The organism is Leucobacter faecis, from assembly GCF_054456635.2.
The window spans coordinates 1-16,862 of record NZ_JBTJEP020000001.1 but is presented as its reverse complement, the minus strand read 5'-3'; the positions used below and the strand labels follow the sequence as shown (position 1 = coordinate 16,862).

Genomic DNA, 16,862 nt, shown 5'->3' with positions numbered 1-16,862 from the left:
AGGTATGCTGCGCTTTCGCCCAAGGTCCACTCTCGGTGCACGCACGCCCGACGACTTCGCGCGGCTCGAAGGTCTGCGCCGCATGCAGGCAATCGCACTCGCGCTGCTCGGATTCATGGCCGTCGTGTTTGTCGTCTCTTTTTTGCTGCAGAGCACCCACCCCGCCTGGGGATTTGTGCGCGCCGCAAGCGAGGGCGGCATGGTGGGCGCGCTCGCCGACTGGTTCGCGGTCACCGCACTGTTTCGCCATCCGCTCGGTATCAAGATTCCACACACCAACCTCATTTCACGCAAGAAGGACGAGATCGGTGAGGGGCTCGGGTCGTTCATCGAAGACAACTTCCTCGCCGAAGACGTCGTTCACGACAAACTCGCCGAAATTAGCGGTGCGCGGGCCGCCGGTGCCTGGCTGACCGGCCCGAACGGCGCTAGACGCACGAGTGATCTCGTCGCGGCTGCCACACTCGGAGCTCTTGACGTGCTCGATGACAACGATGTGCGAGCTTTCGTTGAGACGCTCGTGCGCACGCACATTCTCGACCCCGAGTGGGGTCCACTCATGGGCCGTGCTCTCGATTCATTTGTGGCGGGTGAACACGAAGAAACACTCATCGATGTTGCCGCTGGGCGTCTTGCCGAGTGGCTCGAAACGCACCCGCACGCGTTCGACCGCGTACTCTCAGCGCAGCTCCCCTCCTGGCTGCCAAACGCGCTCGATCGCTTCATTGACCAGCGGCTGCACAGCGAAGCGGTGCGGTTTGCACGCGCGGTCGCGACAACCCCCGATCACCCCGCCCGGCAAGCGATCCGGCGCTTTTTACGCGACCTGGGGCGCGATTTGCAAGAGCAGGATCAGCTGCGCACGCAGCTTGAGAGCTTCAAACACGAAGTGTTTGACAGCCCCCGCGTTCGCTCGCTCGCGGCAAGCACCTGGGATACAGCCCGCGCCGCGATCGTCGAGATGCTGAGCGACCCGGCAAGCGAGCTGCGCTGCCGTATGACGGCCGCGGCAGAGGATTTTGGGCGCAGGCTACAAGGCGATGCAACCCTGCAGTACAAGATTGACGTGTGGGTGATGGGCGTGGTGGAGCACCTCGTGCAGGAGTATCGCCACGACCTCGCCAAGGTGGTGACCGAGACAGTGCAGCGCTGGGACGCACACGAAGCGGCCGAGAAAATCGAGCTGCAGGTGGGGCGCGACCTACAGTTCATTCGCATCAATGGCACCGTCGTCGGCGCTCTCGCGGGCCTGGCCATCTACACCGTGGCTGCGCTAGTGCTTGCGCCTCTCGCCTCGTAACCGCCAGACGAGACCTCAAGCGTTACTGTGCGAAGCGGATGGGAATGAAGAGGTCCTGTACTCGGTCGTTGAGCGCGGTGTGATCGGCCCGCGTGGTGATCGCACAGCGGGTTACGGTGCAATCGAGTCCCTCGGTCGTGGCGTCGGGCATCGTCAAGGTGGCCGTGAAACTGCCGGTCTGTGCGTCGTCGTAGCCCTGCGTCGCAAAGGCCCGCCAAGCCCAGTCGTTCGAGATCCACACGCTCGTGAGGTCCTCGGCCTTCACGTCGCCCTCTTTCGCACCCTCGGGGATGCCGCCCAGGCACGGCCCGGGCTTCACCGCCGGATCACTGGGAATCGCGCACACAGCGATATATATGCCGATTGCGGCATCGAAACCAGTACCCGAAATAGTCAACGACTCGCCCGGCCGCACCGCTGCCGCATCAAACGTTTTACCATCGCTTTCAGTGACACTGAGCGTGCGCGTGCGATCGTCGGCCCCGGTTGCACTCACCTCTGAAACGTAGCCTTCGGGCAGCTGCTGCCCCGATCCGCCGGCGCTCTTGTGCGTCAGTATGGGCAGCAACACTGCGACCACCGCAACCAACACAACAACCGCCACGGTAAGTAACGCAAACAGAATGATTCGAGTGCGGCGTGTGCGCGAATTGGTCATGTCTTCATCGTAACCGCACCGAGGCGCGCACAAGACGGCCCAGCGCTCATGCTAGAATCACCACCATACGTCTATTTTAATTGGTACTTGCTTCGCGACGATTTCGCGGGGCCCGAATGTGTAAGGGGGTCACGCATGGGGCGCGGCCGTCAGAAAGCAAAGCACACCAAGGTCGCCAGGGAGCTGAAGTATTTCAGCCCCGACACGAACTACAATGCGCTTGAACGTGAACTCGCGGCGAATAAAGCCGAAGCTCAAAACAACGAAGACCCCTGGGCAGAGTACGCTGATAAGTACAATGTCGACGATGAGGACGAGCACTAGCTTCTTCTCACGGCCTGGCTTCTCGTTTACGAGTACCTTCAGGCCATAGCCAAAGGGCCCCTCTCACGAGGGGCCCTTTGGCGTGCCAGCTGCGTGCAGCTACTACTTGCCCTGCGCCGCTACCGCAGCAGCGCCGGCTGCCGCCGCTTCGGGGTCGAGGTACTCGCCCTTACCCACAGGGTGGCCGTCTGCATCAATCTCGTATACGAGCGGCATGCCGGTCGGAATGTTGAGCGACGCGATGTCTTCGTCGGAGATACCTTCAAGGTGCTTCACGAGCGCACGCAGCGAGTTGCCGTGCGCTGTGATGAGCACGGTCTTTCCCGCCCGCAACTCGGGCAGTACAGTGCCCTCCCAGTATGGGATCATTCGGGCGACGACATCTTGCAGGCACTCGGTCTGCGGGCGCTCACCATCGATGTCGGCGTAGCGGGCATCGCGTGCCTGCGACCACTCGCTCGCGTCATCGAGTGCGGGCGGCGGCGTGTCATACGAACGACGCCACTCCATAAACTGGGTCTCGCCGTACTTCTGTAGCGTCTCGGCTTTATCAAGCCCCTGCAGGGCGCCGTAGTGCCGCTCGTTCAAGCGCCACGAACGCTCTACGGGAATCCACATGCGGTCGGCAGCCTCGAGGGCAAGGTTGGCCGTCTGAATGGCACGGCTCAGCACCGAGGTGTGCAGCACGTCTGGCAGCACACCGGCTTCAGCGAGCAACTCGCCCGCACGGGCGGCTTCGCCGCGGCCCTGCTCGGTAAGTCGCACGTCAACCCATCCAGTGAACAGGTTCTTTTTGTTCCATTCGCTCTGGCCATGGCGCAGCAAAATCAGCTTGTTCGTCATGCTCTCAGCTTAGTTTGTCGCACACGCTACCGCGCACACATCACCGGCGCGGTGCCGGTTAGAGCCGTTTAAGCCGGGGAATGTTACGCGAAGCGCCCGCGTCAGACGGCACGATCACCTCTTGTGAGGCCGCGATCACCTCACCGTCGGTCGACTTCGGATCAGCCCCAGCTTCGCCGCCGCGCAGCTCGAGCTCGGCGTCTTCAGGCACCGAACGTTTGAGCAGGGCGAGTGCGATACCGCCCCATTCATAGTGCAGCGCCGCCCGGGTTACGCGCCCCACGGGCCTCGCCCCTTCACTCTTAGAGGTGTCGGCCAGGTACACCAGCGCGCCCGCGACCGGCAGTTCCCCGCCGAAGCCATCAAGGTGAAGCATGGTGAGCCTGCGCGGTGGATGTCCCAGGTTGTGCACTTTAGCGACCGTTTCTTGCCCGCGGTAACACCCCTTCGTCAGGTGAACCGCCGTGCGCAGCCAGTCAAACTCGTGCGCAATAGCGCGTTCATCGACGTCGGCGTGCTGTGCGGGACGCCAGGCTCGCACCTCAAGCGCATCGAGCGCCATAAGACCTGCCGCACGCACCTCTTCACCCATGTCGGCCACTAGATCAGCAAGCTGATCGCGGGTAAACACGCACTGCACCGCCTGCCAGTGCCCGCCCGCGTGGTCGGCGCGGGCATACTGTACTCCGCCGCGCTGCACCTGTGACCACGGATCAATCCAGGTCACAACGGGATCGTGTTCGCGCAGCTTGCGCGCCGCCGCCCCCTCACCAAAAGCACACACCGCTGCATACTCTGCGCTGCGGTTCGCCACTTCTACACGCAGCGCAAACCGCATGCGGCCCAGGTAGGCGGTGAGCCCATCTGCGAGCCCCTCGTCAACGAGTAGCCAGCACTTCTCACCATCATCGACGAGCCGAATCGCGTACTCGATGCGCCCGTTGGGATCGAGCAACAGCGTCTCGGTACTCTCCCCAGCGGGTAGACCGGTGAGCTGCTGGCTCGTCATCGAGTTGAGCCACGATAAACGGTCGGCTCCCGCCACCACCACCACGCCGCGGTGAGACAGGTCAACGATTGCGGTGCCGCCCTCGAGTGCGCGCTGTTCACGCAACGGCTCCCCGTAGTGTGCGGGCACACCGGCAGCCTCGCAAGCGACGGCGCCGGGAAGGGTCAGAAATGCGCTCATCGCGGCAGGCCGTTCGTGGAAGGGCAAGCGCTAGTTAGCGCTGACCCTTGAACAGCTTGTAGATAACCGTGCCAGAAACCCAAGCAATCGCGAGCGAAGCGAGGCCAAGCAGACCGAGGAAGAAGAGTTCGAGTGCAAGCAGCATGTCGCCAGTCTAGCAACTCCGGGGCGGCCGTTACGCAAAGTGCGCGATGAGCAGCCCCGTGATGTCGATCACAGCGATGATCACTACTGATCCGGCGACGCTAAAAGCCAGTCGGGTGATAAACCCGACTCGTTCGGCCGTGCCCAACTGCAGTGCGAACGAGATAAGCGTCGAAACACCAACAGCCAGTACCAGCCAGGAGAAGCGGGCGTCTTCTCCGACCAGCACCGTCACCAGCACGCCCATCGCGAGCGCCGCTACCCACGCGATAACGAGCCGCGGAATGTGCCAGGCCTGCACGTTAGGCATCTCAGGCGAGTTAGGCTCGGTTGCGTCGTTCACGTCGCCATTGTCGCACAGCCCGCGCACCACGCCCTGGGTGCGACACCGTGGGGGCGACGCCCAGTACTATAGACGAACGACCCAGCCTGCCAGTGAAGGGACGCGACCGTGCAACTTCTTTGCCTTACTGACCGCGCCCCGGCCGAGGCCTTACCGTCGCTCGAGCTACTCGCACACGATGTGCGCGCCTCGCCGTTGGGTGTGCGACTGCCGGCCAGCATGAGCAGTCAGTATGACTGCATCATTATCGACGGCGTGAACAACGTGCGACTTGCCCGCGAGGTGTGCCAGAACCTGGCGCAGGGCGAACATTCCCCCCGGGTGGCGGTGCTGCCCGAGTCGGCCCTTGGCGTCGTGCAGACCGAGTGGGGGCTGAGCGACGTGCTTCTGCCGACAGCTGGCCCGGCCGAGATCGAACTGCGGCTGCGTTTGCTGCGCCCCGCCGCGGGCCAGGTCGCCGTCGCCGAGACGTCCGAGCTGCACGCCGGCGGCGTCACCATCGACGAAGCAAACTTCACGGCACGACTGCACGGTCGGCCGCTCGGCCTCACCTACAAAGAGTTCGAGCTGCTCTACTTTCTCGTGGGCCACCCCGAGCGTGTGTTCACACGCGAGCAGCTGCTGAGCGAGGTGTGGGGCACCGACTATTTTGGTGGCACACGCACCGTCGACGTGCACGTGCGTAGACTGCGCGCGAAGCTCGGTGAGCACGACGGGCTCATTAGCACCGTGCGCGGCGTAGGTTACGGCTTTGCCCGCGCCAAAGAACTACAAGACCCCGCTGCGCTTCGCACGCCCTAAAGCGCCTCACTCAAGGAGCCCCACCGTGTCTTTTTCGTCGCTGCCCGCAGTCGCCCAGCGCATTCTCGCCGAGATCGAACAGGCCGACGGCGCCTCACCCGTCTCTGACCAGGCGCTGCTCGCAGTATCGCAGGGCGCGCGCCGGCTGCTTCTCATCGCGCCCGACGGGACTGAGCTCGACGGCGCGAAGCTCGACGGCGCGAAGCTCGACGGCGCGGCGATCGGCGTAGGCGTCATCGGGGAGGGCGAACTCGACCTGGCGCTGCTCCCTGCGCACCAGACCCCCGAAGACACAGGCGCGGCGCTGCGCACGCTGCTCGCGCACTCGGCAGGCTCGCTGCGCTCATGGGTGCACGGCGACCGAGAGGTCATCGCCAGCGCCCTCGCAGCCGCGGGTTTCACGCCCGCACGGTCGCTCTACCGCATGGCCCTTGATCCGGATCTGCTGCCTGCGGGCGCAGGGCCCGCGCTCGCCCTGCCGACCCCTGCCGGCCTCGCGCTGCGCGCGTACGGCACCGAACCGGGCGACGACGACGCCTGGGTGGTGACGAACGCGGCCGCGTTTGCGAGCCACCCCGAACAGGGCCGCATCACGGTCGAAGATTTCGCGCGCATGCGCCAGGAGCCCTGGTTCGATAGCGGCGATCTGCTGCTGCTCGACGCGGGCGACGAACTCGCCGGATCAACATGGGTGAAGACGCTACGAAGCGACGGGCACGCTACCGGGGGCGATGAGGTGAGCTGCGAGCTGTATGCCGTGGGGGTGCGGCCCGAGTATGCGGGCCGGGGCCTCGGCCGGTTGCTGCTCGACGCGACCCTCGCGCGCATGGCAGAGCACGCTCCCGCGCGCGTAACCCTGTACGTCGATGGCGACAATACGGCGGCGGTGCGGCTCTACGAAACCGCGGGGTTCACCATTGATTCACGCAGCATGCAGTGGCACCGGCCCGATTCGGGTGCGGCTAGTGCCAGAATGGACGCATGAGCGAAGAAACCTCCGTCGTGGAGGGCACCGATGCCCTGCCAGCCGACCGCTACCTCGACCGCGAGCTGAGCTGGCTGGCGTTCAACCAGCGCGTGCTCGAACTCGCAGAAGACGAGACCGTGCCGCTGCTCGAGCGCGCCAACTTTCTCGCGATCTTCGCCTCAAACCTCGACGAGTTCTTTATGGTGCGCGTGGCGGGACTGAAACGCCGCATCGTCACGGGGCTCGCCGTCCCCACGAACGTGGGGCGCGCGCCCACCGATGTGCTCGCTGACATTAACCGGGTCGCGTACGAGCTGCAGCAGCGGCACGCGGCCTGCTTTAACGGGCAGGTGATGCCGCAGCTAGCGGGCGCGGGCATACGCATCGTGAAGTGGGAGGAGCTCGACGCGGCCGACCGCGAGGTGCTCACCAACTACTACGAGCACAATATTTACCCTGTCCTCATGCCGCTCGCCGTCGACCCGGCGCACCCATTCCCCTACATTTCGGGGCTCGCGCTGAACCTTTCAATTCGCGTATTCAATCCGGGCACCGAGAAGACCGAGTTCGCAAGACTCAAGGTGCCGCAAATGATTCCGCGTTACGTGCGGGTCGATCGCCGCGAGACCGAAGACAGCGTGCGCTATATTCCGCTTGAGGCACTCATCGCGAACCAGCTTGACGGGCTGTTTCCAGGCATGCAGGTCATCGACCACCACGTGTTTCGTGTGACCCGCAACGAAGACGTCGAGATCGAAGAAGACGAGACCGAGAACCTCATTCAAGCGCTCGAGAAAGAGCTGCTGAGGCGCCGCTTCGGGCCGCCCATTCGGCTCGAGATCTCAGACGACATGGACGCGGCGACGCTCGACCTGCTGGTGCGCGAGTTCGACATTGACGCCGAACAGGTCTACACCCTGCCCGCACCGCTCGATCTGAGCGGGCTGTTCGCGCTCACCCGTATTCCGCGCCCCGACCTGAAGTTCGCGCCGCACATTCCGGTCACTCACCCCAAGTTTCGTACCGCATCGCCGAGTGAGAAGCCCGACACCTTCACTGCAATCGCTCGGCGCGAGGTGCTCGTGCACCACCCGTACGAGTCGTTTTCGACGAGCGTACAAGCATTTCTTGAGCAGGCGGCGACCGACCCCGACGTGCTCGCCATCAAGCAGACGCTCTACCGCACCTCGGGCGACAGCCCCATCGTCGCGGCGCTCATCAAGGCGGCCGAAGCTGGCAAGCAGGTACTCGCCTTAGTCGAGGTGAAGGCCAGGTTCGACGAAGAAGCCAACATCTCGTGGGCCCGCAAGCTCGAGCAGGCCGGCGTGCACGTCGTGTACGGCATCGTCGGCCTCAAAACACACTGCAAACTCGTGCAGGTGATTCGTGACGAGGGCGACCGGCTCGCCCACTACTGCCACATCGGCACCGGCAACTACAACCCCAAGACGAGCCGCATCTACGAAGACTTTGGCCTGTTCACGTCGTCGCCTGAGGTGGGGCGCGACGTCACCAAGCTGTTCAACGTACTCTCGGGCTACGCGATCGAGACCGACTACGACCGGCTGCTCGTTGCTCCCCTGCAGCTGCGTGCGGGGCTACTCGAACGCATTGCGCGCGAAGCTGCCAACGCGCGCGCCGGGCTGCCCAGCGGCATCAAACTGAAGGCCAACTCGATGGTCGACGAGGCCATCATCGACGCGCTGTACCTCGCCAGCCAGGCGGGCGTGCCAATCGAGGTGTGGGTGCGCGGCATCTGCTCGATCCGGGCCGGCGTGCCGGGGCTGTCAGAGACGATTCGCGTACGATCCATTTTGGGTCGCTATCTTGAGCACTCACGTATCTATGCTTTTGAGAACGCCGGATCGAGGGAAGTGTTCATTGGCAGCGCCGACCTCATGCACCGCAATCTCGACCGCCGCATCGAAGTGCTCGTGCAGTTGAGCGACCACGAACACCTCGCACGCATCGACCGCTTCTTTGAATTCGCGTTTAGTGACGATGTGTCGTCATGGCGCATGCTCACCGACGGCACCTGGGAGCGTCGCATCGTCGGCGCGCAGGGCGAACAACTCGCAGACCTGCAGGACCTCGTGATGAGCGACCGCACGCACGCGCGAGCGCGGAGGCCCAGGTGACGCGCGAGTTGCTCGCGGCTGGCACCGTCTGTTGGCGCCGCGTGCCTGTCGCACCCGACGCGCCGGGCGCAGGCGGCTCCCCCAGCACCGCCACCGAACAGCTCATGGTGCTGCTCATTCACCGCACCAAACAGGGTGACGTGTCGTTTCCGAAGGGCAAGCTGGACCCCGGCGAAAGTATGCCGCAGGCGGCCGTGCGTGAGACCCGCGAGGAGACCGGCCTCAAGGTGCACCTCGGTGTCAACCTCGGCACGATCCAATACACAGTGGGCGACACCGCCACCAAGACCGTGCAGTATTGGGCGGCCGAGGTGACACCCGAGCGTGCGCTCGCCTCGACGTTCACCCCCAACGGTGAAGTACAAGCGCTCGAGTGGGTGCGGGCAGACGAGGCGCGCGCACGTCTGAGCTATAAAGCAGACCGCAAGCTCTTTGACGTCTTCTTGCGTCTCGCGGGCCACGACCTGCTCGATACGTTCTCGGTCACGCTGTTGCGGCACGCGAAAGCCGAGCCGCGCAGCCCACTATCACCCGCCGACCATCTGCGACCGCTGACTACAGTGGGCGACGACCAGGCCGACATGCTCGTGCCGTCGCTCGCGGCGTTTGGCCCGCGCCGGCTCTACAGTTCGACGGCGCTGCGCTGTCTCGAAACCATTGCTCCCATCGCCGAGCACACGGGCAAACGAGTGCGCGAACACGCCTCACTCAGCCAAGACTTCTGGGACGCAGGCGATCTCGCCGAGACGCGGCGCTTGATCGGCAAAATCGTGAAGCGCGGCCGCAACTCAATTTTGTGCAGCCACCGCCCTGTGCTGCCCGACCTGGCACGCGAGCTCGTGCTCGCGACCGGCAGCGTGCCCGGCCCCTACCTCGCCGAGGCGGCCGCGCTACCGCCCGCCGGATTCTCGGTATTTCACTTGTCGCGCTCGCGGCCGGGCGCCGGCATTCTCGGCGTCGAGACCTACCCGATCAAACGTTGAGCCCACCCACCCACGAAGCCCAGCACCCTCCGTTCGCGCTCGTCGTGAACCCCGCCTCGGCGCTCGGTCGCGGTAGCCGCGTCGCCGCACGGGTGAGCCGCGCGCTGCGCGACGCCGGTGTCTCGTCAATCACTATTTCGGCGCCCAACGCCGCCGAGTGCGGGGTGCTCGTCGAACGCGCATGCGCGGCCGGAGTACGCGGCCTGATTCTCGTGGGCGGCGACGGGCTGATTAGCACCGTGCTGCAGGTGGCGGCCGCCCGCGCACTGCCCATTGGCATCGTGCCCGCGGGCAGCGGCAACGATTTCGCACGCCAGTTTGACCTTCCGCGCAGTCCCACCCGGGCGGTGCGGGCGCTGCTGCGCGCGACCCCGCAGCCCGTCGATCTCGGCCTCGTGCAGTACACGGGGCAGGCGGGTGTTCGTTTCGAACGCTGGTTTGCGGGCGGGCTGTCGATCGGCATTGACGCGGCCGTGAACCGCCGCGCCAACGCGCTGCGGTTGCCGATCGGCCCACTCCGCTATGCGGCGGCCCTGCTTGCCGAGGTCGCGCTGCTGCGTTCGCGCACGTTTCGCGTCACCGGGCTGGCACGCCCTGGTGACGGTGATCCGGAGCGCCCGGATCATGCCTACAGTGGACTGCTCGCGTCGGTGATGAACATTCGCACGTTTGGCGGCGGGATTCCGATCTCACCCGAGTCGCGGGTCACCGACGGCGCGCTCGAGCTGATCGAGGTGGCGCACGCGAGCAAGCTGCGCCTGTTCAGCGTGCTGGGCACGCTCGCCCGCGGCAAGCACGCGGCGCTGCCCGAGGTGCGCATCACGCGGCTCACGCGCGTGATGATCGAGGCGGGCAGCGAAATCGCGTTTGCCGACGGCGAGGAGGTGGGCACCGGCCCGTTCGAGGTGCGGGTGGTGCCCGGCGCGATCAGAGTACTCGCGCCCGCCAGCAGCTAACGGGCTATTGGCTCGCCAATAGCCACTCGTGAGCGCCCGCCTCGGCCGCCCCCATCGCGTCCACCGTGGCGCGCGTGCGCTCGAGCACACCCGCGTCAAACTCGGCCGACTGGCACACGCCCTGCGGCTGGTCAGGCATCACCGAGCACCACTTGTAGCCCCCGTTTTGCGTGTTTGTCGCAGCGTTCCAAGCCACGTCGTTCGTGGTCCAGGTGCCATCTGGCTGCTTCGCGAACTGCACACGGGTCATTAAGAACTCGTTGTTGACGCTCTGCGCGGGCGGTGCGGACTCACTAATCGTGTTGCCCGTGCCGTAGAGAATCCACTTGCCGTTGTAGTTCTCGAGGGGCTGTACCGCGTGCGCGTGGTGCTGGTAGACGAAGTCAAACAGGCCACTGTCGTGCAGCTGCATGGCAAGCTCGCGCTGCCCCGGCGTCGGCTCGGTCCAGTACTCCTCGCCAATGTGCTGCACACCGATCACGAGGTCCGCACCCATGTCGCGTGCCTTCTGGGCCTTCGCGATCATGCGCTCGGGGTCGACGCGCGGCTCTTCCATGCGAAAGTCGACCTGCCAGTCGTGTTCGGCATTGAGCCCGTTGAGCGAGAACGTCGACGTCATAATCGCAACTTTTGCACCGTTGGCTTCGACAATGAGCGGTTCGTCACGCTCGCCCTCTGCCCGGTACGAACCGGTGTGCGCGATCCCGGCCGCGTCGAGCCCGTCGAGGGTGCGCACGAGCCCCTCGGTACCCTGGTCGATCGTGTGGTTCGACGCCGTCGTGCACACGTCGTAACCGATCGCTTTCACCGCTTTGGCCAGCTCGGGCGGGGTGCTGAACTCGGGGTAGCCGAGGTAGGGGCCGCCCACCGGCGCGAGCGGCGTCTCCATCTGGCAGATCGCGAGGTCGGTCTGATCGAGGTACGCTTTTTGACCTTCAAGCAGCGGCAAGAAGTCGAAGTTCTCGCCCGCCTCGTTCGTGGGAATCGCGAACGGACTCCACAGCCCCTCGTGAAACAAGAGGTCGCCCGACATCGCAACGCTCACGCAGTGGTCGGTGGGGCATGCGGGCCCCGCGCCGGGCTGCGGCTTTGGCGCAGTGTCTTCGGCCTTCACCTCGGCCTTGGGGGCTGGCTTGCTCGCGGGCGCCTTTGCTTGAGGCGCGGCCTCGGGCTCTGGCGCGCAGCCCGCGGTGCCCAAGACGAGCAGCGCCGCTGCCATGGTCAGTGCGTACTTCTTGATCCCGTTCATCTGTTCCATGCTAGTCGGCGCGGGGCTGGGCGTGCAGCCGCGCGCGGCCCACACCATTTTCGCCCGGTGAGTTCACCCGCTGTTCACCCGTTAGCGAGCCGCAAGACACCCGAGCTTCCTACTGTTGTTGGTGTGGCACCGGCCACGACTCATCCGTTCTCAAGATTGGATCACCCCACAGTGAAGCTCAAAGCTCTGACCAAGGTTGCAGCCATCAGCGGTCTCGCGGCACTCACCCTGACCTCTTGCGCGGCCAACGAGCAGGCCCCCGCCGCACAGAACGTTGAGGGTGGCGACTCGTCACTCTCGGGCGAGCTCATTGGTGCGGGCGCCTCATCGCAGGACGCCGCACAGAACGCCTGGGTCGCTGGTTTTCAGACCGCCAACTCGGGTGTCACCGTAAACTACGACCCCACGGGTTCGGGCGCCGGCCGCGAAACGTTCCAGCAGGGTGCGAGCGCCTTCGCCGGCTCTGACCGCGCATTCAAGCTCGATGAAATCTCGGCTGGCCCCTTCGACGCCTGCGCCGCCGACAGCGGCATCGTCGAGTTTCCGGCCTACATCTCACCCATCGCCCTGATCTTCAACGTCGAGGGTGTCGATTCACTGAAGCTCGACGCGCCCACCGTGGCGCAGATCTTCGCGGGCAAGATCACGAAGTGGAACGACCCCGCAATCGCGAGCCAGAACGAGGGCGCAGAGCTCCCCGACCTCGCCATCACCGCTGTGCACCGCTCAGATGAGTCGGGCACGACCGGCAACTTTACCGACTACCTCGCCGCGGCAGCTCCCGATGACTGGAGCGTAGGCTCGATCGAGTCGTGGCCGAAAGAGTTCGGCGGCGAGGGCGCCCAGGGCACCTCGGGCGTCGTGGCAGCGGTCACTTCGGGTGTGGGCACGATCGGTTACGCCGACGCCTCACAGGCAGGCGAGCTCGGCACCGTCGAGATCAAGGTGGGCGAAGAGTATGTCGCTTACTCCCCCGAAGCCGCCGCAGCAATCGTTGACGCCTCGCCCATCGAAGAGGGCCGCGGCGCAAACGACCTCGCGATCACGCTCGACCGCAGCTCGACCGCCAAGGGCGTCTACCCGATCGTGCTCGTCAGCTACCTCGTGGGCTGCGAAGCCTACGCAGACCCCGCCAACGCCGAGCTCGTGAAGTCGTACTTCGGCTACATTGCAAGCGAAGAGGGCCAGCAGGCTGCCGCCGAAGCAGCGGGCAGCGCCCCCATCTCGGCCGACCTGCGCAGCAAGATCACCCCCGCGATCGACGCCATCAGCTAGCACCCCGCGGGCCGTGTCATCGCCTAGAGTGTGATGACGCGGCCCGCCCACGTGTTTCGCCCGATCCGACTCTGGAGAGCCTTAAGTGACCCTCACCCCCGCCGCGCCCGCAGCCTCGAAGCCTGCGCGCCGCACACACACCAGGCCGGTGCTCAGCATCGGTGATCGCGTGTTCTCGCGCGCGGCTGTCTTCGCTGGAAGCATGATCCTCGTCACGCTTGGCGCGGTCGCGCTGTTTCTTATCGTGCGCAGCATCCCCGCCTTCAGCGCAACCGATGAGACCGCGTCGCTGCTCACAAGCAACTTCTGGCAGTACGTGGGCCCGCTCGTGTTTGGCACGGTCTGGGCTGCGACCCTCGCGCTCGCGTTCGCACTGCCCCTGTCGATCGGCATCGCGCTGTTCATCTCGCACTACGCTCCTCGCCGCCTCGCGCAGCTACTCGGCTACATCGTCGACCTGCTCGCCGCTGTGCCCAGCGTCGTGTTCGGTCTGTGGGGCATCGGCGTGCTCGCCCCCGCGATTCGGCCCGTCTACGTGTGGCTGAACGAGAACCTCGGTTGGATCCCCCTCTTCGGGGGCGTCACTTCGGGTACCGGGCGCACGATTCTCACCGCCGCTATCGTGCTCGCCACCATGATCCTGCCCATCATGACCGCGATCTGCCGCGAGGTGTTCCTCCAGGCGCCCAAGCTGCAGGAAGAAGCGGCGCTCGCGCTCGGCGCGACCCGCTGGGAGATGATTCGTATGGCGGTGCTGCCGTTTGGCCGCCCCGGCATCGTCTCGGCCGCGATGCTCGGCCTCGGTCGTGCACTCGGCGAGACCATGGCCGTCGCCATGGTGCTCTCGGCGACCGGCCTCGTGAGCTTCAAGCTGCTCACTTCTGAGAACCCCTCGACCATCGCGGCCAACATCGCGCTGTCGTTCCCCGAGGCCTACGGCGAGAACATCAACGTGCTCATCGCGACCGGCCTCATCCTGTTCATCGTGACGTTCCTCGTGAACGCCCTTGCGCGCTGGATCGTCAGCCGCCGCGCTGAATTCCGGGAGGCAAACTAATGAGCCAGCACACTGACCTCGCTCCGGATCGGGCCACCCGCCCGCCCATCACGGTACGCCCCGTTCAGGCAGGTTCGAGCCTCGCCGGTAACCGGTTGTCACGCCGCACCCCCTGGATCCTGCTGGGCTCGAGCCTCGTGATTTCGTTCGCGCTGTTCGGCCTGTTGGCCGCAGCGAGCGGCGCCGAGTTTTCACTCGTGGGAGCGGTGCTCGTGGGCACCCTCGGGTACCTTGGCATCATCACGCTGATGGCGGGCCTGATTGAGGGTCGCAGGCAAGCCGTCGACCGTCTCATCACCGGGCTCGTGACGTGCGCCTTTGCGCTCGCGATGGTGCCGCTCATCTCAGTGGGAATCACGGTCGTCTCGAACGGCCTGGCGCGCTTTGACACCGAGTTCTTCAACTCGTCGATGCGCAACGTTACGGGTGAGGGCGGCGGCGCGCTGCACGCCATGATCGGCACACTCATGATCACGCTCGCGGCCACCATCATTGCCGTGCCCATGGGGCTTCTGACCTCGATTTACCTGGTCGAGTACGGTCGCGGCCGGCTCGCTAAGACGATCACGTTCTTGATCGACGTCATGACGGGCATCCCCTCGATCGTCGCCGGCCTCTTCGCCTACGCCGTATTCGCCCTGTTTCTGGGGCCCGGCGTACGCATGGGCATCGTCGGTGCGGTCTCGCTTGCTGTGCTCATGATTCCCGTCGTCGTGCGCTCGAGCGAGGAGATGCTGCGGCTCGTGCCGAACGAGCTGCGCGAGGCGTCATACGCGCTCGGCGTGCCCAAGTGGCGCACCATCTTGAAGGTGGTGCTGCCCACCTCAATCGCGGGTATCACCACCGGCATTATGCTCGCTATCGCGCGCGTGATCGGCGAGACGGCACCGCTACTCATCACGGCCGGATTCACCGCGTCAATGAACTACAACCTGTTCGCCGACCGCATGCAGTCGCTGCCCGTGTACGTGTACACACAGTTCGCGAACCAGGGCAACCCGGCCTTCGCGTTCATCGAGCGTTCGTGGGCCGCAGCGCTCCTGCTCATTCTGATCGTCATGGCACTCAACCTGCTCGCGCGTCTCATCGCGAAGTGGTTCTCCCCCAAGTTCGGCCGCTAGCGGTCGCCCCACACTCTTCACCACCACAGAAAGCACCCAGCATGTCTAAGCGCATCGAGATCTCTGACCTCAACGTCTACTACTCCAAGTTTCTCGCAGTCGAGGGCGTCACGATGAACATCGAGCCGCGCACCGTGACCGCCTTTATCGGGCCGTCGGGTTGCGGCAAGTCGACCTTTCTGCGCACCCTCAACCGCATGCACGAGGCTATCCCCGGTGCCCGCGTCGAGGGTGAGGTGCTGCTCGACGGCGAAGACCTCTACGGGCCGGGCGTTGACCCCGTGCTCGTGCGTCGCCAGGTGGGCATGGTGTTTCAGCGCCCCAACCCGTTTCCGACCATGTCGATTCGTGAGAACGTGCTCGCCGGCGTCAAGCTCAACAGCCGCCGCATCTCGAAGAGCGACGCCGACGACCTCGTCGAGCGCTCACTCACCGGCGCGAATCTGTGGAACGAGGTGAAGGATCGCCTCGATAAGCCGGGCTCTGGCCTTTCGGGCGGTCAGCAGCAGCGTCTGTGCATCGCTCGCGCCATCGCTGTCTCCCCCGAGGTGCTGCTGATGGATGAGCCCTGCTCGGCGCTCGACCCCATCTCGACGCTCGCGATCGAAGACCTGATCGCCGAGCTCAAGCTGCAGTACACGATTGTCATCGTGACGCACAACATGCAGCAGGCTTCGCGCGTCTCAGACCGCACCGCCTTCTTTAACATTGCGGGCACCGGCAAGCCGGGCAAGCTCATCGAGTACGACGACACTTCGAAGATGTTCTCGCAGCCGTCGGTGCAGGCAACCGAAGACTACGTGAGCGGTCGATTCGGGTAACCCACGTTCCGGGGTTTGGATCCAGCGGCTGCGCTCGCAAGCTCGCTCCGCGCAGGATGACGAAGAATAGGCGCTGTCCGCCACTCGGTCAAGCTGCGCCTGGATCCTGCGACTGCGCTCGCAAGCTCGCTCCGCGCAGACCCTATGAGTGTGGGGTTTATAAATAATCGATTACAAGCCTTGTAAGGCCAGAGCCCCACGGTGAAAATACGTGGATCACCCCAAGAGTGGCTTGGAGTGCCGACAGTCAACGGAGGCCCTGGTGTTTACAGATCGTACTTGTATTGGTCTAGACGTGCACGCTCGAAGTATTCACGCCTACGCAATTTCTCCCCGCGGAGACATTCATCACAGCGCACTGACCGCATCTACGGACGCGGTCCTGACCTGGATCTCAGAGGTCACCCAACCAACCGATGACATCGCGGTGGCTTATGAGGCTGGACCCACCGGGTTCACCCTGGCACGAGCACTCACCGCTGCTGAAATCGATGTGGTGGTAGCCGCCCCGTCCAAGCTCCTGCGCCCCTCAGGCGACCGCATCAAAACAGATGCCCGTGACGCGCTGCTCTTGGCGCGGCTCCTGCGTATGGACGAGCTCACCGCCGTTCGTGTGCCCACTCTGGCGGAAGAAGCGGCACGTGACCTCGTACGTGCCCGAGATGATGCCCGACGAGATTTGAT

17 protein-coding genes are annotated in these 16,862 nt (G+C 64.8%); 12 read left to right on the top strand and 5 right to left on the bottom strand.

Annotated features, from left to right (window positions below):
* Window positions 1-4 precede the first annotated feature (4 nt).
* On the top strand, window positions 5-1,300 hold the full coding sequence (locus ACXR2T_RS00085; RefSeq protein ID WP_458838147.1) for a DUF445 domain-containing protein: 1,296 nt from the start codon (window positions 5-7) through the stop codon (window positions 1,298-1,300).
* A 22-nt stretch (window positions 1,301-1,322) separates the two neighbouring features.
* Here ACXR2T_RS00085 and ACXR2T_RS00080 read toward each other — a convergent pair whose 3' ends face one another.
* The gene (locus tag ACXR2T_RS00080) at window positions 1,323-1,958 is read right to left on the bottom strand and encodes a hypothetical protein (RefSeq protein WP_458838148.1); all 636 of its coding nucleotides are present in this window, start codon (window positions 1,956-1,958) and stop codon (window positions 1,323-1,325) included.
* 135 nt (window positions 1,959-2,093) lie between these two features.
* On the opposite strand from ACXR2T_RS00080, the gene ACXR2T_RS00075 reads away from it, so the two are divergent.
* Complete coding sequence (locus ACXR2T_RS00075) at window positions 2,094-2,282, top strand: DUF3073 domain-containing protein (RefSeq protein WP_458811611.1); 189 nt, start codon at window positions 2,094-2,096, stop codon at window positions 2,280-2,282.
* A gap of 102 nt (window positions 2,283-2,384) precedes the next feature.
* Here ACXR2T_RS00075 and ACXR2T_RS00070 read toward each other — a convergent pair whose 3' ends face one another.
* From ACXR2T_RS00070 to ACXR2T_RS00060, 3 genes are all read right to left on the bottom strand, one after another.
* A complete protein-coding gene (locus tag ACXR2T_RS00070; RefSeq protein ID WP_458838149.1) occupies window positions 2,385-3,125 on the bottom strand; it encodes a phosphoglyceromutase in 741 nt (246 codons plus the stop codon).
* Between the two features lie 58 nt (window positions 3,126-3,183).
* Window positions 3,184-4,314 (bottom strand): CAF17-like 4Fe-4S cluster assembly/insertion protein YgfZ, encoded by a 1,131-nt coding sequence (gene ygfZ, locus ACXR2T_RS00065; RefSeq protein WP_458811615.1) that lies wholly within the window; start codon window positions 4,312-4,314, stop codon window positions 3,184-3,186.
* Between the two features lie 175 nt (window positions 4,315-4,489).
* Window positions 4,490-4,801: a hypothetical protein gene (locus tag ACXR2T_RS00060; RefSeq protein ID WP_458811617.1), complete on the bottom strand. Its 312-nt coding sequence runs from the start codon at window positions 4,799-4,801 to the stop codon at window positions 4,490-4,492.
* Between the two features lie 108 nt (window positions 4,802-4,909).
* Here ACXR2T_RS00060 and ACXR2T_RS00055 point away from each other — a divergent pair, with 108 nt between their 5' ends.
* The 5 genes from ACXR2T_RS00055 to ACXR2T_RS00035 are packed head-to-tail and all read left to right on the top strand — an operon-like array spanning window position 4,910 to window position 10,646.
* Complete coding sequence (locus ACXR2T_RS00055; protein ID WP_458838150.1) at window positions 4,910-5,602, top strand: winged helix-turn-helix transcriptional regulator; 693 nt, start codon at window positions 4,910-4,912, stop codon at window positions 5,600-5,602.
* Between the two features lie 25 nt (window positions 5,603-5,627).
* On the top strand, window positions 5,628-6,587 hold the full coding sequence (gene mshD / locus ACXR2T_RS00050; RefSeq protein WP_458838151.1) for a mycothiol synthase: 960 nt from the start codon (window positions 5,628-5,630) through the stop codon (window positions 6,585-6,587).
* Window positions 6,584-8,707, top strand: a complete 2,124-nt coding sequence (locus ACXR2T_RS00045) for an RNA degradosome polyphosphate kinase (RefSeq protein ID WP_458811623.1) — start codon at window positions 6,584-6,586, stop codon at window positions 8,705-8,707. The genes mshD and ACXR2T_RS00045 overlap by 4 nt, the downstream gene beginning before the upstream one ends.
* The gene (locus ACXR2T_RS00040) at window positions 8,704-9,690 is read left to right on the top strand and encodes an NUDIX hydrolase (protein ID WP_458838152.1); all 987 of its coding nucleotides are present in this window, start codon (window positions 8,704-8,706) and stop codon (window positions 9,688-9,690) included. Before ACXR2T_RS00045 ends, ACXR2T_RS00040 begins: the two co-directional genes overlap by 4 nt.
* Window positions 9,687-10,646: a diacylglycerol/lipid kinase family protein gene (locus ACXR2T_RS00035; RefSeq protein WP_458838153.1), complete on the top strand. Its 960-nt coding sequence runs from the start codon at window positions 9,687-9,689 to the stop codon at window positions 10,644-10,646. The genes ACXR2T_RS00040 and ACXR2T_RS00035 overlap by 4 nt, the downstream gene beginning before the upstream one ends.
* A 4-nt stretch (window positions 10,647-10,650) precedes the next feature.
* Here the strand turns inward: ACXR2T_RS00035 and ACXR2T_RS00030 are convergent, their stop codons facing one another.
* The gene (locus ACXR2T_RS00030) at window positions 10,651-11,895 is read right to left on the bottom strand and encodes a CapA family protein (protein WP_458838154.1); all 1,245 of its coding nucleotides are present in this window, start codon (window positions 11,893-11,895) and stop codon (window positions 10,651-10,653) included.
* 180 nt (window positions 11,896-12,075) lie between these two features.
* On the opposite strand from ACXR2T_RS00030, the gene ACXR2T_RS00025 reads away from it, so the two are divergent.
* From ACXR2T_RS00025 to ACXR2T_RS00005, 5 genes are all read left to right on the top strand, one after another.
* Window positions 12,076-13,179 carry a phosphate ABC transporter substrate-binding protein PstS gene (locus tag ACXR2T_RS00025; RefSeq protein WP_458811631.1) on the top strand — a complete coding sequence of 368 codons (1,104 nt, stop codon included), beginning with the start codon at window positions 12,076-12,078 and terminating at the stop codon, window positions 13,177-13,179.
* An 85-nt stretch (window positions 13,180-13,264) separates the two neighbouring features.
* Window positions 13,265-14,236: a phosphate ABC transporter permease subunit PstC gene (gene pstC, locus ACXR2T_RS00020; RefSeq protein ID WP_458811633.1), complete on the top strand. Its 972-nt coding sequence runs from the start codon at window positions 13,265-13,267 to the stop codon at window positions 14,234-14,236.
* Entirely contained in the window at window positions 14,236-15,357 is a 1,122-nt protein-coding gene (gene pstA, locus ACXR2T_RS00015; protein ID WP_458838155.1) for a phosphate ABC transporter permease PstA, read from the top strand. The genes pstC and pstA overlap by 1 nt, the downstream gene beginning before the upstream one ends.
* 41 nt (window positions 15,358-15,398) lie before the next feature.
* Window positions 15,399-16,178 (top strand): phosphate ABC transporter ATP-binding protein PstB, encoded by a 780-nt coding sequence (pstB, locus tag ACXR2T_RS00010; RefSeq protein ID WP_458838156.1) that lies wholly within the window; start codon window positions 15,399-15,401, stop codon window positions 16,176-16,178.
* Between the two features lie 211 nt (window positions 16,179-16,389).
* On the top strand, window positions 16,390-16,862 hold a 473-nt coding region (locus tag ACXR2T_RS00005; protein ID WP_489945465.1), incomplete at its 3' end, for an IS110 family transposase.